This is a genomic window from Streptomyces achromogenes, from assembly GCF_030816715.1.
GTDB lineage: Bacteria > Actinomycetota > Actinomycetes > Streptomycetales > Streptomycetaceae > Streptomyces > Streptomyces achromogenes_A.
Window position 1 is genome coordinate 1,317,644 of sequence record NZ_JAUSYH010000001.1, and the last position, 23,931, is coordinate 1,341,574.

Annotated in this window: 23 protein-coding genes; 11 read left to right on the forward strand and 12 right to left on the reverse strand. The window is 72.0% G+C overall.

Translation table 11 applies throughout. The features are described 5' to 3' along the window. The first annotated feature begins 65 nt into the window (after positions 1 to 65). Positions 66 to 560: a MarR family winged helix-turn-helix transcriptional regulator gene (locus QF032_RS05870; protein ID WP_307040660.1), complete on the forward strand. Its 495-nt coding sequence runs from the start codon at positions 66 to 68 to the stop codon at positions 558 to 560. A 76-nt stretch (positions 561 to 636) separates the two neighbouring features. Here the strand turns inward: QF032_RS05870 and QF032_RS05875 are convergent, their stop codons facing one another. Both QF032_RS05875 and QF032_RS05880 read right to left on the reverse strand, forming a co-directional pair. Continuing rightward, entirely contained in the window at positions 637 to 2,115 is a 1,479-nt protein-coding gene (locus QF032_RS05875; protein WP_307040662.1) for a cation:dicarboxylate symporter family transporter, read from the reverse strand. Positions 2,116 to 2,389: 274 nt separating this feature from the next. Beyond that, a complete protein-coding gene (locus tag QF032_RS05880; RefSeq protein WP_307055213.1) occupies positions 2,390 to 3,148 on the reverse strand; it encodes a hypothetical protein in 759 nt (252 codons plus the stop codon). Between the two features lie 253 nt (positions 3,149 to 3,401). On the opposite strand from QF032_RS05880, the gene QF032_RS05885 reads away from it, so the two are divergent. From QF032_RS05885 to QF032_RS05900, 4 genes are all read left to right on the forward strand, one after another. Further along, positions 3,402 to 5,276: an ABC transporter ATP-binding protein gene (locus tag QF032_RS05885; RefSeq protein WP_307040667.1), complete on the forward strand. Its 1,875-nt coding sequence runs from the start codon at positions 3,402 to 3,404 to the stop codon at positions 5,274 to 5,276. Further along, a complete protein-coding gene (locus QF032_RS05890) occupies positions 5,273 to 7,054 on the forward strand; it encodes an ABC transporter ATP-binding protein (protein ID WP_307040669.1) in 1,782 nt (593 codons plus the stop codon). Before QF032_RS05885 ends, QF032_RS05890 begins: the two co-directional genes overlap by 4 nt. Positions 7,055 to 7,414: 360 nt before the next feature. Beyond that, positions 7,415 to 7,885: a DUF5709 domain-containing protein gene (locus tag QF032_RS05895; RefSeq protein WP_306954577.1), complete on the forward strand. Its 471-nt coding sequence runs from the start codon at positions 7,415 to 7,417 to the stop codon at positions 7,883 to 7,885. Between the two features lie 84 nt (positions 7,886 to 7,969). After that, positions 7,970 to 8,227 carry a type B 50S ribosomal protein L31 gene (locus tag QF032_RS05900; protein WP_306954576.1) on the forward strand — a complete coding sequence of 86 codons (258 nt, stop codon included), beginning with the start codon at positions 7,970 to 7,972 and terminating at the stop codon, positions 8,225 to 8,227. A 131-nt stretch (positions 8,228 to 8,358) separates the two neighbouring features. Here the strand turns inward: QF032_RS05900 and QF032_RS05905 are convergent, their stop codons facing one another. After that, positions 8,359 to 9,153, reverse strand: a complete 795-nt coding sequence (locus tag QF032_RS05905; RefSeq protein ID WP_306954575.1) for a metal-dependent hydrolase — start codon at positions 9,151 to 9,153, stop codon at positions 8,359 to 8,361. Positions 9,154 to 9,298: 145 nt separating this feature from the next. Here QF032_RS05905 and QF032_RS05910 point away from each other — a divergent pair, with 145 nt between their 5' ends. Beyond that, entirely contained in the window at positions 9,299 to 11,812 is a 2,514-nt protein-coding gene (locus tag QF032_RS05910) for a DEAD/DEAH box helicase (protein ID WP_307055215.1), read from the forward strand. A 67-nt stretch (positions 11,813 to 11,879) separates the two neighbouring features. Further along, positions 11,880 to 12,746: an acyl-CoA thioesterase gene (locus QF032_RS05915; protein ID WP_307040673.1), complete on the forward strand. Its 867-nt coding sequence runs from the start codon at positions 11,880 to 11,882 to the stop codon at positions 12,744 to 12,746. Between the two features lie 8 nt (positions 12,747 to 12,754). Here QF032_RS05915 and QF032_RS05920 read toward each other — a convergent pair whose 3' ends face one another. The 7 genes from QF032_RS05920 to QF032_RS05950 form a co-directional block, all read right to left on the reverse strand. Beyond that, a complete protein-coding gene (locus tag QF032_RS05920; RefSeq protein ID WP_307040674.1) occupies positions 12,755 to 13,705 on the reverse strand; it encodes a DUF6397 family protein in 951 nt (316 codons plus the stop codon). Positions 13,706 to 13,842: 137 nt separating this feature from the next. Further along, positions 13,843 to 14,256 (reverse strand): roadblock/LC7 domain-containing protein, encoded by a 414-nt coding sequence (locus QF032_RS05925; RefSeq protein WP_307055217.1) that lies wholly within the window; start codon positions 14,254 to 14,256, stop codon positions 13,843 to 13,845. Positions 14,257 to 14,475: 219 nt separating this feature from the next. Continuing rightward, the gene (locus QF032_RS05930; protein ID WP_306954568.1) at positions 14,476 to 15,081 is read right to left on the reverse strand and encodes a GTP-binding protein; all 606 of its coding nucleotides are present in this window, start codon (positions 15,079 to 15,081) and stop codon (positions 14,476 to 14,478) included. A gap of 197 nt (positions 15,082 to 15,278) precedes the next feature. Then, entirely contained in the window at positions 15,279 to 15,689 is a 411-nt protein-coding gene (locus tag QF032_RS05935; RefSeq protein WP_307055219.1) for a DUF742 domain-containing protein, read from the reverse strand. Between the two features lie 17 nt (positions 15,690 to 15,706). Continuing rightward, entirely contained in the window at positions 15,707 to 16,144 is a 438-nt protein-coding gene (locus QF032_RS05940) for a roadblock/LC7 domain-containing protein (protein WP_306954565.1), read from the reverse strand. Continuing rightward, a complete protein-coding gene (locus tag QF032_RS05945; protein ID WP_307055221.1) occupies positions 16,141 to 18,849 on the reverse strand; it encodes a sensor histidine kinase in 2,709 nt (902 codons plus the stop codon). Before QF032_RS05945 ends, QF032_RS05940 begins: the two co-directional genes overlap by 4 nt. Positions 18,850 to 18,893: 44 nt before the next feature. Beyond that, on the reverse strand, positions 18,894 to 19,694 hold the full coding sequence (locus tag QF032_RS05950; protein ID WP_307040681.1) for an MHYT domain-containing protein: 801 nt from the start codon (positions 19,692 to 19,694) through the stop codon (positions 18,894 to 18,896). Positions 19,695 to 19,846: 152 nt separating this feature from the next. On the opposite strand from QF032_RS05950, the gene QF032_RS05955 reads away from it, so the two are divergent. Continuing rightward, the gene (locus tag QF032_RS05955) at positions 19,847 to 20,446 is read left to right on the forward strand and encodes a class I SAM-dependent methyltransferase (RefSeq protein ID WP_306954562.1); all 600 of its coding nucleotides are present in this window, start codon (positions 19,847 to 19,849) and stop codon (positions 20,444 to 20,446) included. Positions 20,447 to 20,450: 4 nt separating this feature from the next. Here the strand turns inward: QF032_RS05955 and QF032_RS05960 are convergent, their stop codons facing one another. Further along, the gene (locus QF032_RS05960; RefSeq protein ID WP_306954561.1) at positions 20,451 to 21,209 is read right to left on the reverse strand and encodes an alpha/beta fold hydrolase; all 759 of its coding nucleotides are present in this window, start codon (positions 21,207 to 21,209) and stop codon (positions 20,451 to 20,453) included. Positions 21,210 to 21,369: 160 nt separating this feature from the next. Here QF032_RS05960 and QF032_RS05965 point away from each other — a divergent pair, with 160 nt between their 5' ends. The 3 genes from QF032_RS05965 to QF032_RS05975 all read left to right on the forward strand — a co-directional run bounded on the left by QF032_RS05965 (position 21,370) and on the right by QF032_RS05975 (position 23,465). Then, positions 21,370 to 21,903: a PadR family transcriptional regulator gene (locus QF032_RS05965; protein ID WP_307055223.1), complete on the forward strand. Its 534-nt coding sequence runs from the start codon at positions 21,370 to 21,372 to the stop codon at positions 21,901 to 21,903. Between the two features lie 109 nt (positions 21,904 to 22,012). After that, entirely contained in the window at positions 22,013 to 22,342 is a 330-nt protein-coding gene (locus tag QF032_RS05970) for a hypothetical protein (protein ID WP_307055225.1), read from the forward strand. Between the two features lie 139 nt (positions 22,343 to 22,481). Continuing rightward, positions 22,482 to 23,465, forward strand: coding sequence for a hypothetical protein (locus tag QF032_RS05975; protein WP_307055227.1), 984 nt, complete (start codon positions 22,482 to 22,484; stop codon positions 23,463 to 23,465). A 55-nt stretch (positions 23,466 to 23,520) separates the two neighbouring features. Here QF032_RS05975 and QF032_RS05980 read toward each other — a convergent pair whose 3' ends face one another. Further along, positions 23,521 to 23,703, reverse strand: coding sequence for a hypothetical protein (locus tag QF032_RS05980; protein WP_053851965.1), 183 nt, complete (start codon positions 23,701 to 23,703; stop codon positions 23,521 to 23,523). Positions 23,704 to 23,931 lie beyond the last annotated feature (228 nt).

Consider the following 23,931-nt stretch of genomic DNA (forward strand, 5'->3'; position numbering starts at 1 on the left):
ACGGACGGAGCATAGCTCATTGTTACCTATACTCACAATGAACGGCATCCTGATATTGTTCCCCCATGACCACCCCCGATTCCGACGGCCTGCTAGCCGAGCAGCTGCTGCGGCTCACGCGTCGGGTGCACCGCATCCAGAAGCGCCATCTGCAGCAGAGCGGGCTCGGCGTCACCCCGGCCCAGTCCCGGTTGCTGCGCACGCTGGCGCACTGCGACGCGCCGCCGCGCATGGCCGACCTCGCCGCGCGGCTGGAGGTGGTGCCCCGGGCCGTCACGACACTGGTCGACGGGCTGGAGGCGAGCGGCAAGGTGCGGCGGGCGCCCGACCCCACCAACCGCCGGGTCATCAGGATCGAGCTCACCGACGACGGCCGCGCGGCCCTGCGGGAGTTGCAGGGCGCGAAGAGGTCCGCCGCGGAGGAGATCCTGGATCCGCTGACGGACCTCGAGCGCCAGGTCCTGAGCGGACTGCTGGACGCCCTGGTGGGCGTGGGCGACCCGGCGGAACCGGGGCGCGGGGCGCCCCACGCGGAGCGGCCCCCGGGCCCGAACTGCTGAACGACGCGCGACGGGCCGCGGCGCTTCTCCGGCAGTGCCGGGGAAGCGCCGCGGCCCGTCGCGGAGCCGCCGTGCGTCACCTGTTCTCGGAGGCGGCTTCCTTGCCGAGCGGCGGGGGGACGACCACGACCGGGACGCCGTCGGACGCCTCCGGGCTCACGGAACCCGACGGGCCCGCAGAAGACGCCGGGCTCACCGGACCCGCCGGGCTCGCGGCTCCCTCCGTCGTCTCCGGCTCCGCCGGCTCCTCTTCGGCCTCGGCGACGACCTCGCCGTCCAGGACCTTCTTCGCCCGCTCCACGTCCAGCGCGCCCTCCCAGCGGGAGACGGCGAAGACCGCCACGCAGTTGCCGAGCAGGTTGGTGACGACGCGCATCGAGTCCATGATGCGGTCGACGCCCAGCAACAGGGCCACGGCGCCGGCGGGGATGGCCCCCAGCGAGGAGGCGGTCGCGGACAGGGCGAGGAAGGCCGACCCGGGGATGCCGGCCATGCCCTTGCTGGTGAGCATGAGGACCAGGACCACGGTGATCTGCTGGCTCATACTGAGGTCCACGCCGACGGCCTGGGCGATGAACAGCGTCCCGATGGACAGGTAGAGCGACGCGCCGTCGAGGTTGAAGGAGTACCCCGTGGGCAGCACCAGGCCCACGGCGTCCTCGCGGGCGCCCGCCTTACGCAGCTTCTGCATCACGCGCGGCATGACGGACTCGGTGGAGGCCGTGCCGAGCGCGAGCAGCAGCTCCTCGCGGATGTAGCGCAGGAACTTCCACAGGCTCAGCCCCGTGACCAGGCGCAGGGCGACCGCCAGCAGCGTGACGAACAGGGCCGCGGCCGCGTAGCACAGGATGATCAGCTTGCCGTAGGTCTCGATCACGCCGAGGCCGTAGTTGCCGATCAGGACGGCCATCGCACCGAACACGGCGATCGGCGCGAGCCGCATGACGAAGCCGACGATCGCGAAGATGATCTCCTGGGCCTGTTCGACGGCCGGCAGCACCTTGGGCACCTTGGTGTGGCCGAGGTGCAGCAGCGCGGCACCCACCAGGCAGGCCAGGATGAGCACTTGGAGCAGAGAGTTCTCCGCGAAGGCGCCGACGAAACTGGTGGGCAGCGAGTGCACGATGAACTCGGTGGTCGTGGGCAGCGACCCGCCGCCCGTCTTGGCGTCCACCGCCGAGGCGTCGAGCGTGGCCGGGTCGACGTTCATCCCCGAACCCGGCCGGACGACATTGGCGGCCAGCAGTCCGATCAGCAGGGCGAGCGTGCTCGCGACCTCGAACCAGATCAGGGCCTTGAGCCCGATACGGCCGAACGCCTTCAGGTCTCCGGCCTTGGCGATGCCGACGACGACCACGCAGAACACCAGAGGCGAGATGATCGTCTTGATCAGCCGCGTGAAGCCGTCGCCGAGCGGCTGCAGATCCGTGGCCACGTCGGGCCACAGCTTTCCGACGACGACGCCGAGCACGAGCGCGCAGGCGACCTGCGCGAAGAGTGAGGTACGCAGTATGCGTGCGACGCGTCGCGGCGGGGACGGGACGGACGACGGCACGGGCACTCCTAGGGGCGCGGTGGCACACAGAAGCGAGGAGGGGTACTTCTGCGATACGGAAAGCGAATTCCGTAGCGATCACTTTGGAGGCCATGACGACAGCGCACAAGACCCCCGTGTTGCCAATCTGTAAATCCCGTCGCCCGAGACTCATCGCTCGCACCACCGTCCGGGACACCCGACGATCCCCCGTCTGCGCCCCCTCCCCCGCCGCCGGTCGGGGGCCGCGGCAGCTCGTGGAGCCGTACGGCCGGCCCTGTCTCCACCGCAAGCACTAGGTCTTCAACGCGGCCCTGTCACCCATGGCCACCACCGGATGCCGCTCCGGGTCGAGCGTGCGCAACAGGTACTCCATCGCGGCCCCGGACAGGCTGACGCAGGCCGACGTGCCGCTTCCGTGGTCCATGTGCAGCCAGATGCCGCCGCCCTTCTCCTCACCCTCGGGCCGCGTCGGATCGTCCGGCGGGGCGCCCTTGACGCGGTTGTAGTCGATGGCGATGACGTAGTCGAAGTCGTGCCAGTGCGAACGCGCCCACCAGCGTGGCGCCGCGAAGGCGGCGGACCGCGTGTAGGGGAGCCTGCTCCCCGGGTCGGCCAGGACGCCGCCCGCGTCGGTGAGGGTGAACACGCCGACCGGACTGCGGTTGTCGCCGGCCCGGTGCCCTGGCGTCCACCCCTTCTTGCCGTTGTGCCCCGGCCAGCTTCGGACGCGCACCCAGTTCGGGCCACGCTTGACGTAGAGGACGACGGTGGAGCCGGCCGCGTCCTTCCCGTCGCCGTAGACCGCCACGACCTGACGTGTATCCGTGGGAATCCGCCGCTGCCACCGGGTCCCTACGCCCGGGATCCGGGGAGCGGCGGTCACTTTCGGCGGGACGTCACCGCCACCGCCGCCACCGCCGCCGCTTCCGTCGCCCCCATTGCCGCCCGTCGGGTCGCCACCGGTCGCGTCGCCGCAGGCGAACGACGCCGCGAACAGGAGAGCGAACACCGCCAAGGCGGTTCCCGCGCTCCGCACTTCACCATGTCGCATCGGGTCAGGCTCGCATCACTTTCCGGACTTTCGGGGAAGGTTACGGACATCATGACTCCATCGGACGGCTGCCGGATTCCGCCGCCGCGATGGAAAACCGGTTGATTCTGACCACCCTGCGCCGTCAACCTTGCACGGTTTGCTGCCGCTTCCCGCAAAGCCGTCCGTCGCCATTCCGGTTGTCCCTCCCCTCCCCCCTCCCCCCTCCCCGCCCCCTCCCCATCCCCCCTCTGACTCGAGCCACTGGGACGTCATGCAGATCCAAGACCTTCCGTATCCCGACCCTGGTGTGCCGGACGTACGCTCGGGCCCCCGCTTCCTGTGGTGGCTCGGCCGCAACCAGCTGGGCGGCCAGCTCAAGGCCCTCGCCTGGGGTCTGCTGCACTTCGTCGCCGTCTCCGCGCAGCCGTTCTGCGTCGGGTTCGCCATCGAGGCCGTCGTCGACCGCTCCGGAACCCGACTGGCCCTCACCGGCGGCGTGATGGCTCTGTGCGGTGCCGCGACCGCGATCGGCGACACCTTCCTGCACCGCGCCGCCGTCACCAACTGGATCACCGCCGCCGCACGGGTCCAGCAGCTGCTCGCCCGCAAGGCCTCGCACCTCGGCTCCGCGCTGACCCGGCGCGTCGCGGCCGGCGAGGTCGTGGCGGTCTCCACGGGCGACGTCGAGAAGATCGGCTGGTTCGTGGAGGCCGTGTCCCGCTTCACCGCCGCCGCGATCACGGTGCTGCTGGTCTGCGTCGGCCTGGTCGTGTACCAGCCGGCGCTCGGCGTCGTGGTCGCCGTGGGCCTGCCCGCTCTGGCCCTGGCGGTCCTGCCCCTGCTGCCCAGGGCGACCCAGCGGGCCGACCACCAGCGCGAGAAGGCCGGACGCGCCACCGAACTCGCCTCGGACACCGTGGCCGGCCTGCGGGTGCTGCGTGGCATCGGCGGCGAGGAACTCTTCCTCGAGCGCTACCGCAGCGCCTCGCAGGAGGTCCGGCACGCGGCCGTGCGCAGCGCACGCATGTGGTCGCTGATCAGCGCCATCCAGGTACTGATGCCGGGCCTGCTCCTGATCGCGGTCGTCGTCTACGGCGTCCACCTGGCCCGCGAGGGTCGTATCTCCGTCGGCGAACTCGTCACGGTCTACAGCTCCGTGATGGTCCTGACCTACCCGCTCAGGCACTTCGAGGAGATCGCGATGGCCTACTCGTTCTCCCGCCCGTCGGCGACCCGGGCCGCCGGCGTGCTGTCCCTCGAGCGGGCCAAGGACATCGGCGGGTCGCGGCCGGCCGACGCCCCCTCGGGCGACCTGTACGACCCGGCGACCGGTCTCCTCGCCCCGGCCTCGCAGCTGACCGCCGTGGTGTGCGGCGACCCGGACGCGGCCGGACGGCTGGCGGAACGCCTCGGCGGACACCCCTCGGAGAACGGCCCGTCGGTCCTGCTCGGCGGCGTCCCGCTGGACGAACTGCCGCTGGACTCGGCGCGATCGGCCGTCCTCGTCCAGGACAAGGACCCCGTGCTGCTGTCCGGTTCGCTGCGCGACCTGCTCGACGTACCCGCCTCCGGCGCGGTCGACACGCAGGCCGCGCTGGCCGCCGCCCAGTGCGGCGACGTCCTCGACGCGCTCGTCCAGGGCTCGTTCGACGCCGACGACCCGATGGACGCCCGCATCACCGAACGCGGCCGGTCCCTGTCCGGCGGGCAGCGCCAACGCCTCGCACTGGCACGCTCGTTGTACACGGACCCCGAGGTTCTCGTCCTCGACGAGCCGACCTCCGCCGTCGACTCGCACACCGAGGCCCGCATCGCCGAGAGCATGCGCGACCTGCGCGAGGGACGCACGACCGTCGTGTTCACGTCCTCTCCGCTGCTGCTGGACCGTGCCGACCGCGTCGTGCTCGTGCACGAGGGCGAGGCCGTCGCGATCGGCGCACACCGCGAGTTGCTGCACTCCGAGCCCCGGTACCGGGCCGTGGTGACCCGGGAGACCGACGAGGAGGCCGCCCGGGGAACGGGCCCCGTATCCGTGGCGGGCGGAGCACCGGACACCGGGCAGGCGCCCCTGAACGATGTGTTGAAGAACCTGGAAGCCGACGAACTCGCACGCGACGAGCTCGAAGAGATCGAGGAGACGGCATGATCGGCGTGGCGCCGCCCGCCTACGACCCGGCAGCACCGACGACGGCGAACACCCTGCCCGTCGGAGCCCCCGCGACCGTACGCGCCTACGTGGCCGAACTCCTGCGTCGGCACCGGCGCGCCTTCCTGCTCCTCCTGCTCGTCAACACCGTCGCGACGGTCGCCTCCATGGTGGGCCCCTGGCTGCTCGGCGACACGGTGGAACGGCTGTCGGAAGGAGCACCGGAACTGCACCTCGGGCTCACCGCGACGCTGTTCGTGCTCGCCCTGGCCGTCCAGGCCGCCTTCGTACGGCAGGTACGGCTGCGCGGCGCGATGCTCGGCGAACGGATGCTGGCCGACCTGCGCGAGGACTTCCTCGTCCGGTCGGTCCGGCTGCCGCCCGGCGTGCTCGAGCGGGCGGGAACGGGCGACCTGCTGTCCCGCATCACCACGGACATCGACCGGCTGGCCAACGCGATGCGGGAGGCCGTGCCCCAGCTCACGATCGGCGTGATGTGGGCCCTGCTGCTGCTCGGCGGACTCGTGATCACCTCGCCTCCGCTGGCACCCGCGGTGCTCATCGCGGTGCCGCTGCTGGTGGTCGGATGCCGCTGGTACTACAGGCGGGCGCCGGCAGGGTACCGCTCCGAGGCCGCCGGCTACGCGGCTGTGGCCGCCGCCCTCGCCGAGACCGTGGACGCGGGCCGCACCGTCGAGGCCCACCGTCTCGGCGAGCGCCGCATCGCGCTTTCGGAGCAGCGCATCCAGCAGTGGACGGCGTGGGAGCGCTACACCCTGTGGCTGCGGTCCGTGCTCTTCCCGGTGATCAACATGGTGCACGTCACCGTGCTCGGCTCGGTCCTCATGCTCGGCGGGGCGTTCGTGCTGCAGGGCTGGATCGACGTCGGTCAGCTCACGACCGGCGCACTGCTGGCGCAGATGCTCGTCGACCCGGTGAACCTCATCCTGCGCTGGTACGACGAGCTCCAGGTGGCCCAGGTGTCGCTGGCGCGCCTCGTCGGTGTGCGCGACATCGAGCCGGACGCCGGGGACACCGGGGTGGCGCCGGACGGTCGCGACGTACTCGCGGACCAGGTCCACTTCGGCTACCGCGAGGGCGTCGACGTGCTGCGCAAGGTGTCCCTCGAAGTGTCCCCCGGCACCCGGCTGGCGCTGGTCGGCCCGTCCGGCGCGGGCAAGTCCACCCTGGGTCGGCTGCTCGCCGGGATCTACGCGCCCCGCGACGGCCGGGTCACCCTGGGCGGGGCCGAGCTGTCGCAGATGACCGCCGAACGGGTTCGCTCGCACGTGGCGCTCGTCAACCAGGAGCACCACGTCTTCGTCGGCGCCCTGCGCGACAACCTCCGGCTCGCCCGCACCGACGCCGAGGACGCCGAACTGTGGGCGGCCCTGGGCGCCGTCGACGCGGACGGCTGGGCGCGGGCCCTGGACAACGGTCTCGACACCGAGGTCGGCTCCGGCGGCGTGCTGCTCACACCGGCGCAGGCCCAGCAGATCGCACTGGCCCGGTTGGTGCTGGCCGACCCGCACACGCTGGTCCTGGACGAGGCGACCTCGCTGCTCGACCCCCGCGCCGCACGCCACCTCGAACGGTCCCTGGCCCGCGTCCTGGAGGGCCGCACCGTGGTCGCCATCGCCCACCGTCTGCACACCGCGCACGACGCCGACGTCATCGCCGTCGTCGAGAACGGCAGGATCAGCGAGCTCGGCAGCCATACGGAGCTGGTCGCGGCGGACGGGGCCTACGCGGCCCTCTGGCGTTCGTGGCACGGATGAGGAGGTACGCGCCTCGCCCGGAAACCCGCCGCCGCGGTACGTGAACCGGCAGGCGCCCGTGGTGTCCCCGGCGCGGGTGCCACCCGCGCCGGTTCCGGGGGCACCGAAGGAGCGGGGCTCGGCGCGAGCACTCGCTGGTCGCGGCCGCGCCGCCGCCGAGCGGGCGCGGTGGCGGCGCCGCGCCGAGCGGTCTGGCGTTGCGGGGAACCGATCAGGGGTGGAACGCTGGATATCGGCACCCGTGCGGGCGACCGTCGGGATCCATCCGGAAAGACACGACGAGACCGGCCGGTGCCCCGTGCGGCGGCAGCCCGTCGCCGACCGCGGTGAGATCGGGCCAGTCACCCCCTGGAGGTAGCCGTGACCAGCGCCGACGGATGGGGAGACGATGTCTACCAGCCCGACTCCTCCGACATCCAGGACGACGCGGGGCTGCTCGACGCGGAGGACACCCTGGAGGACGACGGCGTCGACGACCCGCTCGACCGCGGCTGGTCCCCTCCGGACCGGCCCTGGGCCGTGGAACACGACGGGGTGACCGCCGCGGAGCGCCACCGGGGAGAGACTCTGGACCAGCGGCTCGCGGAGGAACGCCCCGACCTCGCAGTACCCGACGGTGACGGTCTGGGCGACTGCGACGGCACCGACGGGGAACTCCTCGACAACGAGGTCGGAGCCGCACGCTCCGGCCGGCTCGTGGCGCCCGACGAGGGGGCCCACGAGGACGAGGAGAGCGCGCTGGTCGCCACGGACGTGGGCATCGACGGGGCGGCCGCGTCGGCGGAGGAGGCCGCCATGCACATCGTCGACGAGGACGCCCTGTCCGGTTGACCCCCGCCGGGTCGACCGGCCCGTTCGCGGCGGGCCGCCGCGACCGCCATCGCCACCGCCACCGCCACCGCACGAGGAGCGCGCATGCAGCAGGACCAGCAGCCCGACTACCACCCGGTCGTCTTCCGCGACCGCACCGCCGGCTACGCCTTCCTGACCCGGTCCACCGCGACCAGCGAACAGACGATCGAGTGGGACGACGGCGAGACCTACCCGGTGGTGGACGTGGAGATCTCCTCGGAGAGCCACCCCTTCTTCACCGGCAAGTCGCGCACCGTGGACACCGAGGGGCGCGTCGCCCGCTTCGAGCGCCGCTACGGCGACGGTGGGGCGATGACCTGAGCCGCGGCGGCCGCCGGGTCCACGGACGGTGTCGCAGCCGGGTGGACGGACGGTCCCGCCGCCGGGCCGCCGGACGATGCCGCGGCCGGCCGCCCCGGCGGAGCCACCGGTCGGATGTACGGCGTTACGGGTCAGATGTAGTTGAGGGCGGCTGCCCCGCCCACTCCCCCGAGCACCATGAACACGGGCATCAGCACCTTCAGCTCGACCCAGCTGCCCGCCCGGAACCGCATCACCTTGGGCGGGCCGATCGGGTACCAGCGCTTGCGCCCGATCGGGATGGGCCACAGCACCGGACAACCCGAGACGGTCAGGGCGTCCCCGATGTCGTGCACCAGGGCGCCGAGCACGATGGGCAGCCCCAGCCACAGGTACTCCTGGCCGGGCTGGGTGAACAGCCAGGCCGAGCCGTTTCCGGGCTTGTCCAGAACGCCGGCCAGGATCCACGCGCTGGTCGCGGCGAGCAGCCACACCAGGACGTCGCTGCTGGAGCCCCGGGCGGCCCGCCACAGCAGGCCCTCGATCGCCAGCACCATGTGCACGAAGAGGAGACCCAGCACCGCCCAGCGGCCACCGGTGATCGCCAGCGCCGAGGCGCCCGCGCCGATCATGACCGCCCACAGCCAGGTGTGCGTGAGCGTGCGGTGCCCGCCGGAGCGGCGCGGGTCGCCCTGCTTCCTGGTGGACTTGTAGACGGCGTAGGAGAGCTTGTCGACGATCTCGCACAGCCAGCGTGAGACGGGACCGAAGGACCGGGAGATGGTGGCGGCCTTGTGGTCGAGATCCGGCGCGAGCGCGGCGCCGGCGCAGATCAGCGCACCGGCGAGCAGGACCGGCCACGGCATGGTGTGTCCGGCCGCGGCCGCGGCCGCACCGACGCCGAGCCAGGCGGCGGCGCCCGACAGTGAGTGTGCTGGTCCCATCATGGCCCTTGCCCGCCCTATCCCTCATGTACCGCTGTCCAGTTGACCGGGCGCGATGACGCTCCGTCGGCGACACAGCGTAGCTGCCATGATCTTCTCGTCGGGATCCGATTCCCCTCTCCGGACCGGGGGCAGGCAAGATGGGGTCGTGACCCTCATCGATCAGCTCCCGCCGACCGCGGATCCCGACGCCCTGTACGAAGCCTTCCAGTCCTGGGCGCAGGAGCGCGGTCTGACGCTCTACCCCCATCAGGAGGAGGCGCTGATCGAGGTGGTCTCCGGGGCGAACGTGATCGTCTCGACGCCCACCGGCTCCGGCAAGAGCATGATCGCCGCGGCCGCGCACTTCGCGGCCCTCGCCCGCGACGAGGTCACCTTCTACACGGCTCCGATCAAGGCGCTCGTGTCGGAGAAGTTCTTCGAGCTGTGCAAGATCTTCGGCACGGAGAACGTCGGCATGCTGACCGGCGACGCGTCCGTGAACTCCGACGCCCCGGTCATCTGCTGCACCGCCGAGGTGCTCGCCTCGATCGCGCTGCGCGACGGCAAGCAGGCGGACGTCGGCCAGGTCGTCATGGACGAGTTCCACTTCTACGCCGAGGGCGACCGCGGCTGGGCCTGGCAGATCCCCATTCTGGAGCTGCCTCAGGCACAGTTCGTGCTCATGTCGGCGACCCTGGGCGACGTGTCCTTCTTCGAGAAGGACCTCGCCCGGCGCACCGGCCGCCCCACGGCGGTGGTCCGCTCGGCGACCCGGCCCGTGCCGCTGTCCTACGAGTACCGGTACACCCCGATGACGGAGACCCTCACCGACCTGCTGGACACCCGGCAGGCCCCCGTCTACATCGTGCACTTCACCCAGGCGCAGGCGGTGGAGCGGGCACAGGCACTGATGAGCATCAACATGTGCTCGCGTGAGGAGAAGGACCGGATCGCCGACCTGATCGGCAACTTCCGCTTCAGCACCAAGTTCGGCCAGAACCTCTCCCGCTACGTGCGGCACGGCATCGGCGTCCACCACGCCGGCATGCTGCCGAAGTACCGGCGGCTGGTGGAGAAGCTCGCCCAGGCCGGTCTGCTGAAGGTCATCTGCGGCACGGACACGCTCGGCGTCGGCGTCAACGTGCCCATCCGGACGGTGCTGTTCACCGCGCTCACCAAGTACGACGGCAACCGGGTGCGCACCCTGCGGGCCCGTGAGTTCCACCAGATCGCGGGCCGGGCCGGCCGCGCCGGGTTCGACACGGCGGGACTGGTGGTCGCGCAGGCGCCCGAGCACGTCATCGAGAACGAGAAGGCCCTCAGCAAGGCCGGCGACGACCCGAAGAAGCGCCGCAAGGTGGTGCGCAAGAAGGCGCCGGAAGGATTCGTGGGCTGGACGGAGAGCACCTTCGACAAGCTCATCGAGTCCGATCCGGAGCCTCTGACGTCCCGCTTCCGGGTCACGCACACGATGCTGCTGTCCGTGATCGCCCGCCCCGGGAACGCCTTCGCGGCGATGCGGCACCTGCTGGAGGACAACCACGAGCCGCGCAGGCAGCAACTGCGGCACATCCGGCGTGCCATCGCGATCTACCGGTCGTTGCTGGACGGCGGCGTCGTGGAGAAGCTCGACGAGCCGGACGCCTCCGGCCGTGTCGTGCGCCTCACCGTGGATCTGCAGCAGGACTTCGCACTGAACCAGCCGCTGTCCACCTTCGCGCTGGCCGCGTTCGAGCTGCTGGACCCCGAGTCGCCCTCCTACGCCCTCGACATGGTCTCCGTCGTGGAGTCCACCCTGGACGACCCGCGCCAGATCCTGGCCGCCCAGCAGAACAAGGCGCGCGGCGAGGCGGTGGCCGCGATGAAGGCGGACGGCGTCGAGTACGAGGAGCGCATGGAACGCCTCCAGGACGTCTCGTACCCGAAGCCGTTGGAGGAGCTGCTCTTCCACGCGTACGACACCTACCGCAAGAGCCATCCGTGGGTGGGCGACCATCCGCTGTCGCCGAAGTCCGTCATCCGTGACATGTACGAGCGGGCGATGTCGTTCACCGAGCTGGTCTCCCACTACGAGCTGGCCCGTACCGAGGGCATCGTGCTGCGGTACCTGGCCGGCGCCTACAAGGCGCTCGACCACACCGTCCCGGACGATCTGAAGTCCGAGGACCTGCAGGATCTGATCGCGTGGCTGGGCGAGATGGTGCGCCAGGTGGACTCGAGTCTGCTGGACGAGTGGGAGCAGCTCGCCAACCCGGAGGAGATGACCGCCGAGGAGGCGCAGGAGAAGGCCGACGAGGTCAAGCCGGTCACGGCGAACGCGCGTGCCTTCCGGGTCCTGGTCCGCAACGCGATGTTCCGCCGTGTCGAGCTCGCCGCACTCGACCACGTCGCCCAACTCGGCGAGCTGGACGCGGACGCCGGCTGGGACGCCGACGCCTGGGGCGAGGCGATGGACAAGTACTGGGACGAGTACGACGACCTCGGCACCGGCCCCGACGCGCGGGGTCCCAAGCTGCTCGTCATCCAGGAGGAGCCGCAGAACGCGCTGTGGCGCGTCCGTCAGATCTTCGACGACCCGAACGACGACCACGACTGGGGCATCAGCGCGGAGGTAGACCTCACGGCCTCCGACGCCGAGGGCCGCGCGGTCGTCCGCGTCACGTCCGTCGGCCAGTTGTGAGCGCAGCGGCGGCCGCGGCCGCCGGAATGGGACCAGGCACAGCAGAGGGCACAGGAGAAGCGCACCGATGACGAATCCGGCCGAGAGACTCGTCGACCTGCTCGACCTGGAGCAGATCGAGGTCAACATCTTCCGGGGCCGCAGCCCGCACGAGTCGCTGCAGCGGGTCTTCGGCGGCCAGGTGGCCGGCCAGGCGCTCGTCGCGGCCGGCCGGACCACCGAGGGCGACCGGCCCGTGCACTCGCTGCACGCGTACTTCCTGCGCCCGGGGCGGCCGGGCGTCCCCATCGTGTACCAGGTGGAACGGGTGCGCGACGGCCGGTCGTTCACGACCCGCCGGGTCACCGCCGTGCAGCAAGGGCGGACGATCTTCAATCTCACCGCCTCCTTTCATCAGCCTGAGGAAGGTCCTTTCGAGCACCAGCTGCCGCCGGCGCGTGAGGTGCCGGACCCGGAGTCCCTGCCGACCGTCACGGACGAGATCCGGGCTCATCTGGGGGCGCTGCCCGAGCAGTTGGAGCGGATGGCGCGCCGTCAACCCTTCGACATCCGGTACGCGGACCGGCTGCGCTGGACCGCCGAGGACGTCAAGGACGCCGAGCCGCGCAGCGCGGTGTGGATGCGTGCCGTCGGGCCGCTCGGCGACGATCCGCTCGTCCACACCTGCGCGCTCACCTACGCCAGCGACATGACGCTTCTGGACGCGGTCCGCCTCCCGGTGGAGCCGCTGTGGGGTCCGCGCAACTTCGACATGGCGTCGCTGGACCACGCGATGTGGTTCCACCGGCCGTTCCGCGCGGACGAGTGGTTCCTGTACGACCAGGAGTCGCCGATCGCCACGGGCGGGCGTGGGCTGGCCCGGGGCCGCATCTACGACCTGGAGGGGCGGCTGCTGGTGTCCGTCGTCCAGGAAGGTCTTTTCCGCGCGCTGTAGGCCGCGCGTCAGCCGTTGCGGCGGCGCAGCCAGCCGAACAGGCCGCGCGTCGACGGGCTCGGCTCATCGGACGCAACGGACCCGTCGGACCCGCCGTATGCGTATGACCGGTCCCGCGTGTCCGGTGCGTCAGGCCGGCCGTAGCGCGGTGACGGACCCTGCCGGGCGGGTTTCGGGAGGGGGCGCGGCGCGGGCTGCCCGGTACGGGCCTCGGCCAGGGTGTTCGCCAGGTCGGAGCTCAGCCAGTCGATCTCGTCGCGGTCCTGTGCGGTCATGATCTTCTCGATCAGCTGGGCGGCGGGAGAACCCGGGGCTCCGTACGCCGGCGGCACCGGCCGGAACCTGTTCAGGTGCGAGCGCTCGTAGGGGTCGTCGACGATCTCCGCGACATGCGGCGGGCCGAGGAAGGCCGCCAGCACTCCGGCACGCTGCCAGGGGTCGTCCGTCTGCCGGAGCAGGAAGCCCAGGTGGCGTCCCCGCCAGTTCCGGGGCCGCAGGTCGACGCCTGCGGCCAGCTGGCTGCGCAGCACCTCGGGCGTCCGGCCCGTGAGCAGGAACGCGTTCGTCCGGTCGGCCGCGAACTGCCGCAGTTCTTCGGCGAGATACAGCCATACGACGGCCCGGTACCTGTTGAGGTAGAACTTGACGGGCACCACCAGCCCCACCCGTGCGAGACGGGTGAACCGGGTGGGCGGCACCTCCAGGACGGCGGCGCCCTCGCCGGTGCCCACAGCCTGCACCCGCCGGCGCAGTGTCTCGGGAAAGCCCGGTTCCGCCCGCAGGCGGTCGATCTCGGCGCGGGCCACCCGTCGGCCCCCTCCTCCTTCGTCGGGTGTCGTCCTGATGCGCCCGAGGTGCACGCCGAGGTCGAACTCGCTGCGCTTCAGGCCCAGTTCGCGTGCCGCCCGACCGGGCGCGAGGGTTGTGGGGTGCAGACGTGCGACGGTGTTTCCGGACATGGTCGATCTCCCCGTGGAGTGAGTGGAGTGAAGCAGGCCCGCGTCGTCCGCGGCGGCCTCGGAAAAAAACCGTACCCGCGATCGCCGAATTCGTGGCGGCCTGTGGATAACTCCGGAGGGGAGGGTGAAAGCGCAGGTCAGATGTCTGTCAGCGGGGCGCGGTCGGGGTGCCTGGCGTCCACGGTGAGGTGTTCGCCGACCCGGTTGACGAGCAGGGTCATCTCGTAGGCGATGCGTCCCATGTCGGCGTCCACCCCGCTCAGCACGCACAGGCAACTGCCGGCGCCCGCCGCGGTGACGAACAGCACCGCGTCATCGAACTCGATCATCGTCTGACGTACCCGGCCCGCCCCGAAGTGACGCCCCGAGCCCTTCGCGAGGCTGTGGAGGCCGGACGCGACGGCGGCGAGGTGTTCGGCGTCCTCCCGGCGCATTCCGGTGCTCGCGCCCGCCACCAGCCCGTCGTCGGACAGGACGAGCGCGTGCCGTACGTGGTCGACGCGCTCGGTCAGATCGTCCAACAGCCGGCCCATTCCCTGGTTGCCCGCCATGCCCCGCTCCCCGTGTGACATTCCCCGTATGCCGTCCCCGTGCGATCGCCCGGCTCACCGGAGGATCCGCCCATCAGCCTTCCCCAGGGACGGCCGCCGGAGCAAGGAGCACGGCGGCATGGCGAGAAGTCGGCTGTCTCCACCCTGTGCACCGGCCGGATTCCGACGGTCCGTGCCGGCGCAGGGCATCGCGAGCCGATGTCGCAGCCGACGGGGAGGTCAGCCGACCGAGTCCAGTAAGCGGGCCGTGTGCATCCGCCCGGCGTACTCGACCAGCCGGATCAGCACCTCCTTCCCCGAGTCGCGGTCTCGGGCGTCGCACAGGACCACCGGGGTGCCCGCGTCGAGGTCGAGCGCGCGCGACACGTCCGGGGCGCCGTACGTCCGCGTGCCCGTGAAGCAGTTGACGGCCACCACGAACGGAATGTGGCGGTGCTCGAAGTAGTCGACCGCGGGGAAGCAGTCCTCGAGCCGCCGGGTGTCGGCCAGAACCACCGCGCCCAGCGCCCCCTGGGACAGTTCGTCCCACAGGAACCAGAAGCGGTCCTGCCCCGGAGTGCCGAACAGGTAGAGGGAGAGCCCGGAACGGATGGTGATGCGGCCGAAGTCCATCGCGACGGTGGTCGTGACCTTCTGGTCCACGCCGTCGGTGTCGTCCACCGACTGGCCTGCCTGGCTGAGCAGTTCCTCGGTGCGCAGCGGTTTGATCTCACTGACCGCGCCCACCATGGTGGTCTTGCCCACGCCGAACCCGCCGGCGACCAGAATCTTCAACGCCATGGGGGCCGATTCGCCGTCGGCGGCGTGGGAGTGCTCGGAGACCATGGATCACTTCTCTCGGGTTCGGGTCGGGTTCGGGTTTCGGGTTGGGGTTTCGGGTTCGCGGATCGGGTTCGGGGCGTCGGCCATGGCCGACGTGGAACGGAGGAGACTCCGTACGGAGCAGGCTCGGTAGGAGCAGGTTCGGTACGGAGGAGGCGCCGTGGGTTCCGTGCGCCTCCGGGGCGGTCGGAGAGGTTCGTCTACAGGGCTCTCAGCCCCGCGATCACCTCGCGCAGGATCCGCTCGTCGGGCAGCTGCGCGGGCGGGACCGGGCGGCTGACGGTGACGCATCCCAGTTCCAGCAGATCGCCGAGGAGCACCCTGACCACGCCCACGGGCAGGTCGGCGCCGGCCGCGAGTTCCGCGACGGACTGGGTGTCCTCGCTGCAGAGACCGACGAGGGTACGGTGCTCCGGTCCGATCGCCATGCCTTCCGTGCCGGGCGCACCCGGATCCAGGGTGACCAGGGCGATCAGGTCGAAGCGCACTCCCGTGGGGCCGGGTTTCGTCCGGCCCCCCGTCATGGCGTACGGGCGGACGAGTGGGCCGGCCTCGGTGTCGAACCACTGGCTGCCCGCTTCGTGCGGGGCGCCGGTCATGTCCTCGGTCATCAGCGCGGACTCTCGCCTCATCCGACGGCGGGCGGCCGCGCGGCGAGGCGCGGAGGCGTGTAGAGGTGCTCGCCGACGCGCTTGACCAGGCGTGCCATCTCGTACGCGACCAGGCCGATGTCGGCGGTCACGGCGGTGAGCACGGCCAGGCAGGAGCCGTCGCCCGCGGCGGCCACGAACAGGAAGCCGTCGTCCATCTCCACCATGGTCTGGCGTACGCCGCCGGCGCCGAAATGGCGGCCCGCGCCCTTGGCGAGGCTGTGGAAGCCGGAGGCGACGGCGGCGAGGTGTTCGGCGTCCTCGCGTCTGAGGTCGGTGGAGGCGCCGACTGCGAGGCCGTCGTTGGACAGCACCACCGCGTGCCGTACCTCGCTCACACGCATCACCAAGTCGTCCAGCAGCCAGTCGAGTTCGCCGGACCGCTGGGCCGACCTCGTGCTCGGGTCGTGGATCATGCGTGGTCTCCTTCACTGCTTTCGCTGCCCGGTACGGAATCCGGGGCCGCGGCGCGGCCGGGTTGTCTTCCGCCGCCTCGGGCCCAGCCCTCCCGGTACGCGGCCATGCGGTTCCGTACGAGCTCGGGAGTGCGTCCTTCGTCGGCGCGCGGGGCGGGCGTCCGGGCCTGTTCCTCCGAGTGCGAACGGCGCAGTTGCGGGGCGAGACTGGCCTGACGGACCCGGCGTGGAAGGTCGTCCGTGTCTTGAGCGTGTCCGGCGTCTTCGGCGTTCTCGCCGTCGTCCGGGGGACGGTGCAGGCGCAAGGCTGTCACTCCGGGAGGCGGTGGACCGGCGGCGGCCGGTTCAGCGGCGCTCTGCGAGGGTGCCGCGAGTGCGGGACGTTCGACGGGCGCGGGGACGGACTCGCGGCGCCGGCCGGAAGGGCTCGGGTCGACCGCCTGCCGGTGGTCGAGCGGTCGCTCGGGCGCATCGTGCGGTCCGAAGGCGTACACGTCGGCAGTGCGGACGTCGGACGCGTGAAGGTGGGACGCATGGGTGTCGGACGCGTGGTCGCCGGACGGGTGCCGGTCGCCTGCGGTCACGCGCGCGTAGGCGCGTTCCGTCGGCTGCCCCGCCGTCACCTCTGGGGCGGAGATCTCCGGCGTGCCGCTGTGCAGCAGGGTCGTCGGCAGCAGGACGACCGCCGTGGTGCCGCCGTAGGGCGAGGTCCGCAGATGCACCCTGACGCCGTGCCGGGCGGCGAGCCTGCTCACCACGAACAGGCCGAGCCGGTCGCTGTCGAACAGGTCGAGGGCCTCGGACTGCGCGATGCGCCGGTTGGCCTCGTCGAGGGTCTCCCTGCCCATGCCCAGGCCGCGGTCCTCGACCTCCACTGCGTAGCCGTTGCCGACGGGTTCGCCGGTGACGCGCACACGCGTGTGAGGGGGCGAGAACTGCGCCGCGTTCTCGACGAGCTCGGCGAGCAGGTGGGTGAGGTCGGCCACGGCCGTGCCGATGACGGCGGTTTCCGGGAGTTGCCGTACCTCCACGCGCGCGTAGTCCTCGACTTCGGAGACGGCGGCGCGGATGACGTTGGTGAGGGAGACCGGCATCCGCCAGGCCCGGCCCGGCGCCGCGCCGGAGAGGATGATCAGGCTTTCCGCGTGGCGTCGCATGCGGGTGGTGAGGTGGTCGAGCCGGAAGAGGTCGCTGAGTTCGTCCGGGTCGTCGGAGCGGCGCTCCATGCTGTCCAGGAGGCTCAGCTGGCGGTGGACGAGGACCTGGCTGCGGCGGGCCAGATTGACGAACACCCCGGAGATGCCGCTGGCGAGTTCGGCGCGCTCCACGGCGGCGCGCAGAGCGGCCTGGTGCACGGTGTTCAGGGCCTCGGCGACCTGGCCGGTCTCGTCTTCGGCGGGTGGCCCGGGCGGAGCTTCCGTGTGGACGTCGATCTGCTCCCCGGCGCGCAGTTTCCCCATCGCCTCGGGGAGTTTGCGCCGGGCGATCTCCAGAGCGCTGTTGCGCAGGCCGACCAGTTCGACGACGAGCCCGCGACCGATGCGCACGGAGATGACGAGCGAGGCGACGACGGCGGCGAGGCCCAGCAGGACCGCGGCTCCGGCTGCGGTGAGCAGACCGCGGGTGAGCGGGTCGGCGCGGCCGGCGACGTCGCTGCCGGCGTCCGCCTCGATGGTCCGCATCCCGTTCTGCACGCGGGCGTGGGCCGAGTCCCAGGTGCTCGCCGGAGCAGCCGCGATCGCCTTCGCGCCCGGCCGCCCGGCGAGCACCCCGTCCTCGGAGGCCCTCAGGGCCGCGTAGGCGCTGCCGGCGGCGAGACGACGCCAGGCGGTGTGCTCGGGTCCGCGCAGGTCCGCGGTGGACGATCCGGTGAGGGCGCGACGCGTGTCGACGGCGCCGGTGAACAGCCGTAGGCGGGTTCCGTCGAGGCGCCCGTGCACACGTGCGCCGGCGAGCACGGCGTCCTCCTGGGCCAGTGCCTCTCCTGCGCGGGAGAACTCGAGCAGCACGCGCGCGTCGGAGCCGAGTTCGGCGTCCTGGATGCCGGAGAGGGCGCCGCCGACCGCGAAGGCGGAGGAGATGACGCCGGTGTACCGGCTGTAGGCCGCCTCCCAGCCGGCGCTGCCGTCCAGCACCGCGGTTCGCAGCGAGGACAGCCGTTCGGCGTCGGAGACGAACGTCTCGAGACGCCGGGCCACGCCTGTGGGCAGGTCCTGGCCGTCGGCGACGGTGCTGTCGTCGCCGAGCCGCAGGCCGGACACGGCCCGGTCGGTGCGTTCGGCGAGCGTCCTCAGGCCGGCGTCCTGCCCGGGTGCGGGACGGGTCGCATACCGCACGGCAGCCGTCCGTTCGGTCTGCAGGGCGGCCACGGCGGCTGCGACCGGGGCGCGGACCTGGGAGTCGACGCGCTGCAACTGGCGCAGCCGGGAGACGTCCTGCGCGGTGCTGACCGTGGCGTAGGCCCACAGGGCGAGCAGGGACACGACCGGCACCATCAGCAGGCAGACGATCTTGGCTCGTACGGTGCGCGGACGAAGGCGCCAGCCTTCCGCGCGCAGGATCGGCGCGTCCACGGACGGGTCCGTCGACGGGTCCGTCCGTTCGTCCGGCCCTTCGTCTGCCGGGGGTCCGGCGTGGGCGCGCCGCCCGCGCGCGGGGGGCGGCGCGTCGGCGCCGGCCGTCGGGGTCCTGCGGGGTGTGCGCATGGCCTCCTCGCTCGGAAGGGGGGACTGGGGCGGGTGTGTGCCGGTCAGACGGTCCGTGCCTGTTGTCGTCCCGGAAGGCCCTGTGCGTTCTCCGCCTGCTGTGCCGAAGCGGAGGCCGCGCGCTCCCCCGTGGTGGGCGACAGCGCGACGAAGGCCGAGGTCAGGAAGAGGTAGGACCCGAGGCCGACGGCGAGGGGGAAGATGAACTGCATCGCCGTGGCCCCGGGCAGCGCCTCGCCCGAGGGAGTGACGTGCACCCGCACCGCGAACATGCCGGTGTAGTGCATGCTGCTCACCGCCAGGCCCATGACGAGAGAGGCGAGGGTGACGGCGATCGGCGACTTGATGTTGAGCGCCGCCCAGAGTGCCGCGGTCGCCGCGACGACGGCGATCAGGACGGAGAGTCCCACCCGTACCGCGTCGTAGGTGACCTCGCCGTGCAGCCGGACCGCTGCCATGCCCAGGTAGTGCATGCTCGCCACGCCCAGGCCGGTGGTGAGCCCGCCGATCAGCAACGCGCGCGTGCGGTCGGCGCCGTAGCCGACGGCGAAGACGCCGGCGCAGACCACGACCATGGCCACGAGAAGGCTGAGGACGGTCAGGGGGACGTCGTAGCGGATGTCGGTGCCGGTGACGCCGAATCCGAGCATGGCCACGAAGTGCATGGTCCAGATGCCGGTGCCGATCGCCGACGCGGCGGTGATCAGCCAGTTGCGGCGTGAGCGCCCGGAGGCGCCGAGCGCGCGCATGGTGCAGCGCAGCCCGAGGGCGGCGCCGATGCAGGCCATCGCGTACGACAGCACGGGGGTCAGCCAGCCGAAGGCGGCGTGGTCCAGGTGTCCCATGGCCAAGGGACGCTAGCCGGGGCACGGGAGCACAAGGGCGGCGCATTTCGAAAGCTGTTGGAATATGACCCAGAGATGCGCCTGAACGATCGGGTCACGCTCGAACATGTGCGCCGAGGCGTCCTCCGGACAGGTGAGGGATCATGCGGGGAATGAGCGACCATCACACACACGTTCAGGAGTTCTTCGGTGCCCGTGCCGCCGGTTGGGACGACCGGTTCCCCGACGACGGTCCCGCCTACGCGGCCGCGGTCGAAGGCCTCGGGTTGCGCGAGGGGGACCGCGTGCTGGACGCCGGCTGCGGCACCGGGCGGGCTCTGACGCCGCTGCGTGCCGCCGTGGGGCGTTCGGGAGTGGTCGTCGGGGTCGATCTGACGCCGGCCATGCTGGAGGCCGCCGTACGGGCCGGACGCGACCGCGACGGGCGGCTGGTGCTCGCGGACGTCACGGCCCTCCCACTGCGCTCCGGGGCCCTGGACGCCGTCTTCGGCGCGGGCCTCGTCGCCCATCTGCCCCGGCCGGCGGAGAACCTGCGCGAGTTGGCGCGTGTGGTGCGTCCGGGCGGCACACTGGCGCTGTTCCACCCCATCGGCCGGGCAGCGCTCGCCGCCCGCCAGGGCCGGCGGATCACTCCGGAGGATCTGCGGGCGGAACCCAGCCTCCGCCCTCTGCTGGCGGGATCGGGGTGGCGCATGACGTCCTACGTCGACGAGGACGCGCGGTTCCTGGCAGTGGCCGTACGCGGGGACTGAGGGGTCACTCGCCGCCGGTGATCGCCCGGACGAACGCGTCGGGGTTGTCGAACATGACGTTGTGGCCGGCACCCGGCACCGTGACCACGCGCACCCCCGCGGCCTCCAGCGCGTCCGCTCCGTCGAGCGGGCCGGTGAGCTCACCCTGCAGGTAGACGCGTTCCACCGAGTGGAGCCCAGTCAGGATCTCGCGCATGACCGGATCGGATCCGCGCCGCAGACCGACGGCGCTGCGGTGCAGTGCGCGCGGGTCGGCGAGCCGCATCGTCGCGGCCCACAGGGGTCCGACCTCGTCCAGCACGCGCGCGTACCCGCCGGCGACGAACTCGTCCTCCGGGTACGCGGCGATGCCGCTGCTGCCTGCGGCGGGCGGCGGGGAGGCGTCGAGGTTGGCCTCGGTCAGCACCAGCCGGGCGACCAGGTCGGGCCGGCGGTGGGCCAGGACGACGGCCACGGAGCCGCCCATGCTGTGGGCGACCAGTTCGGCGCCGCTCACTTCCGCCGCGTCCAGTGCGGCCGCCAGGGCGTCGGCGTGTTCCTCGAGCGTGTAGCCGAAGTCCGCGGGGCGGTCGCTGATGCCGTGACCCGGCAGGTCGACGAACATGCTCCGACGGCCGGCCAGCTCCGGCCGCGCCGCCACGTGTGCGTGATACACGGTCGAGGCCGCGCCCAGTCCGTGCACGTACACCCGCGCCGGCCCGCCGCCCCCGGCCTCCGTCCAGCGCACTCGGCTGCCCCGGTCGTCGAACTCGGTCTGCTGCATCGCTCCCCCTCGGGTCCTCGTCGTCGTCCGTCCGTCCGGATCGATCACCATGAGGATCGCGACGACAATACATCGGCTACGATGTATTGCGTCAACAGGGTATTAATAACTCGGGGTACCCAGTCGGCGAGGTACACCTGGCCTGCGGCAGAATGCGGGCATGCTGGAGCTCGCCGTCCTCGGCTTCCTGTTCGACGCCCCGTTGCACGGCTACGAGCTGCGCAAGCGCATCACCGCGCTCACCGGCCACGTACGCCCCGTGGCGGAGAGCACCCTGTACCCGGCGATCAAGCGCCTGGAGAAGGCGGGCCTCCTGGTGCGCGCCACGGAGCCCGGCGCGGTAGCCGCTCCACGGCACGTCCTGCGCCTCTCCGCCGACGGCCGGGGCGAGCTGCGCAGGCGGCTCGCCGAACCCGACCCGCGCGACATCACCGACGAGAACCGATGGTTCACGGTGCTGGCCTTCCTGCGGCACCTGGACGACTCCGCCGCCCAGGCCGCGGTGCTGCGCCGCCGGCTGGCCTTCCTCGAGGAACCTGCGAGCTTCTTCTACGACGGCGACCGGCCGGTGCGGGCCGAGGAGCTGACGGACCCGTTCCGGCGCGGCATCCTGACCATCGCCCGGGCCACCTCACAGGCCGAGCTCACCTGGCTGCGCGACACGCTCGACGCGCTCGACGCGCTCGACGCCTGAACCGTGACCGCAACTCCGTTCCCTTCGGCCGCCGGACGGGCAACTCCAGGGTGAGCAGCGGGAGATAAACGGCCCGTCGACGCATTGAGGCACTGGGAAGGCGGTCGGCATGTTCGGTGCGATACGCAAGGCCTACGGAGGATTCCTCGGCGCGAGGCGCGCGCGGTCCGGTCCGGGTGACGCGGGAGGTCCGGGCGGGACGGCGCGCACGGGCGGAAAGCGCACGCACAATCTGTTCGAGGCAGCCGCCGTGTACGTCTCGGCCTGCGCGGAGGACGATCAGGACAGAATCGACGAGGCGGCGGACTGGGTGTCGCCGGAGGCGCTGTCCTTCGGGGTCAACGAACTGGCCTGTCGCGCCGTGATCGCCCTGGCGCGGGAACGCGACGAATCGCCGCAGACCGTGGCACGCGAACTCCTCGGACTGCCGGCAGCGTGACGCATCCGACGGTCGCCCGTGGTCGATTCGCCCCGTCCGGTCGGAAACCTGCAGCTCCGGGTATGTCGGCCGGTCGTGACAAGCGCCTTCTCGCCGCACTAGGGTGCGCGCGGTTGGACGAACCGATGGGGAGGCTGGGATGGCCGGGACGGACGAGGACACCGTCGCCGCCGCGGACGACGCGCTCTATGTGCTCACGGCGGTGCTGTTGACGCCGGCGAAGTTCCCGAGCGCGCTGGGCGACGACTATCCGGAGGCCTGCGCGGCGCTCGGCATGCCGCCGCTCGCCGACGGGTACGGCCTGGTGCTGGGCCAGGACGGCGGAGGGGCACGGTGGACCGTCGTCATCGACGACGTGTCCTTGGTGGCCGTCGCCATCGCCTCGTGGGACTGCGGCATGGAGTACGACCTGTCGCCCGACGAGCGGACGGTCGTCGCCGCGCTGCCCGGCTGGCCGCTGGCGGTCGCCGTCGCGGCTCCGGGCGTGCCCGCGCCGCACGACCCCGCCCCGGACATCGCGGACGGTCCCGCACTGACGCCTCCGGACACCAGCACCTGGGGTCCGGCGCAGCGCCGGCTGGGCGCAGACGAGATCGCGCTCCAGTGGGCCCTGTGGCGGGAGCAGATCGACGACGCGGAGTTCGCGCCGTCACGGGAGCGCGCGGAGGCAGCCGCAGGGGCCGCGGGCGAGGCCGGCCGCGACGGTGAGGCCGACCTGGCCGGGACCGACTGGTCCAACCGGTCCGACCGGTCCGACGCCGAGGCCGGGCGGTCCGGACGGCTGACGGCGGAGACGGACCGGGCCGCGGAGGCCGCAGGGGCCGACGCGGCCGGCAAGGCCTCGCCGGGTGGCGGGCACAGCGGGATCCGGCGGGTCCTGGCCGAGGTGCGCGCCTACGTGGACAGCCCGCCTCCGCTCGGGCGGGTGCGGTCCTCGTTCGCTCCCGGTGACGCGCGGACACTGCGCGCCGACGGCCCCGGCTGGTCGCTCGTCGCCAGGACCGACGACATCGCGTTCGTGCTGCTCGACGATGAGCCCGGCGAGGTGCTGCCGGTCGGGCGCGGCCCCGAACTGCCCGGACTGCTGGAGGCGCTCGACAAGATGGCCGTACGACCTCTGTGAGGGCGGTCGAGCCTTCCCGACCGGACGACGGGGACCGCCGCGCGGTCCCCGTCGCTCAGCGGCCGAGCTCCTTGCGCGTGACACGGCGTAGTCTGCGCCGTTGCGACGGATCCAGCGTGAGGTAGGCCGCCGCGGGAACCCCCACCACGATCAGCAGGGCGGCCCACCAGGGCAGCCAGATCAGCAGGAGGAGCCCTACCGCCACACCCCCTGCGGCGATCTTCGCGTTCTTCGACATGTATGCGTCGCCTCCTTGCGCGGCCGTTGCCGCTCTCTGCCATGAAAACGGCTCCGCGCCGCCCGCGGTTCCGGAAGGGACCCTGAGACGTCCCTGAACTGCGCCCCCGAGACGCCCCCGAGGCGCCTGAGAGTCCCTCGACTCCGGACGTGCCGCGGGGGCCCCGGCCGGCCCGCCGGAATACCGTGCGCGCTCCCCTCCCGAGTGCTGTACCCTCGACGACTCCGC

Coding starts and splice junctions, on each gene's coding strand:
- QF032_RS05925 (WP_307055217.1), bottom strand. CDS start 14,256: ATGGCGGGCAACCAGGGAATGGGCCGGCTGTTGGACGATCTGACCGAG.
- QF032_RS05885 (WP_307040667.1), top strand. CDS start 3,402: ATGCAGATCCAAGACCTTCCGTATCCCGACCCTGGTGTGCCGGACGTA.
- QF032_RS05935 (WP_307055219.1), bottom strand. CDS start 15,689: ATGACCGAGGACATGACCGGCGCCCCGCACGAAGCGGGCAGCCAGTGG.
- QF032_RS05880 (WP_307055213.1), bottom strand. CDS start 3,148: ATGCGACATGGTGAAGTGCGGAGCGCGGGAACCGCCTTGGCGGTGTTC.
- QF032_RS05920 (WP_307040674.1), bottom strand. CDS start 13,705: ATGTCCGGAAACACCGTCGCACGTCTGCACCCCACAACCCTCGCGCCC.
- QF032_RS05890 (WP_307040669.1), top strand. CDS start 5,273: ATGATCGGCGTGGCGCCGCCCGCCTACGACCCGGCAGCACCGACGACG.
- QF032_RS05950 (WP_307040681.1), bottom strand. CDS start 19,694: ATGGGACACCTGGACCACGCCGCCTTCGGCTGGCTGACCCCCGTGCTG.
- QF032_RS05900 (WP_306954576.1), top strand. CDS start 7,970: ATGCAGCAGGACCAGCAGCCCGACTACCACCCGGTCGTCTTCCGCGAC.
- QF032_RS05975 (WP_307055227.1), top strand. CDS start 22,482: ATGGCCGGGACGGACGAGGACACCGTCGCCGCCGCGGACGACGCGCTC.
- QF032_RS05915 (WP_307040673.1), top strand. CDS start 11,880: ATGACGAATCCGGCCGAGAGACTCGTCGACCTGCTCGACCTGGAGCAG.
- QF032_RS05970 (WP_307055225.1), top strand. CDS start 22,013: ATGTTCGGTGCGATACGCAAGGCCTACGGAGGATTCCTCGGCGCGAGG.
- QF032_RS05960 (WP_306954561.1), bottom strand. CDS start 21,209: ATGCAGCAGACCGAGTTCGACGACCGGGGCAGCCGAGTGCGCTGGACG.
- QF032_RS05905 (WP_306954575.1), bottom strand. CDS start 9,153: ATGATGGGACCAGCACACTCACTGTCGGGCGCCGCCGCCTGGCTCGGC.
- QF032_RS05930 (WP_306954568.1), bottom strand. CDS start 15,081: ATGGTCTCCGAGCACTCCCACGCCGCCGACGGCGAATCGGCCCCCATG.
- QF032_RS05945 (WP_307055221.1), bottom strand. CDS start 18,849: ATGCGCACACCCCGCAGGACCCCGACGGCCGGCGCCGACGCGCCGCCC.
- QF032_RS05980 (WP_053851965.1), bottom strand. CDS start 23,703: ATGTCGAAGAACGCGAAGATCGCCGCAGGGGGTGTGGCGGTAGGGCTC.
- QF032_RS05940 (WP_306954565.1), bottom strand. CDS start 16,144: ATGATCCACGACCCGAGCACGAGGTCGGCCCAGCGGTCCGGCGAACTC.
- QF032_RS05955 (WP_306954562.1), top strand. CDS start 19,847: ATGAGCGACCATCACACACACGTTCAGGAGTTCTTCGGTGCCCGTGCC.
- QF032_RS05965 (WP_307055223.1), top strand. CDS start 21,370: ATGCTGGAGCTCGCCGTCCTCGGCTTCCTGTTCGACGCCCCGTTGCAC.
- QF032_RS05870 (WP_307040660.1), top strand. CDS start 66: ATGACCACCCCCGATTCCGACGGCCTGCTAGCCGAGCAGCTGCTGCGG.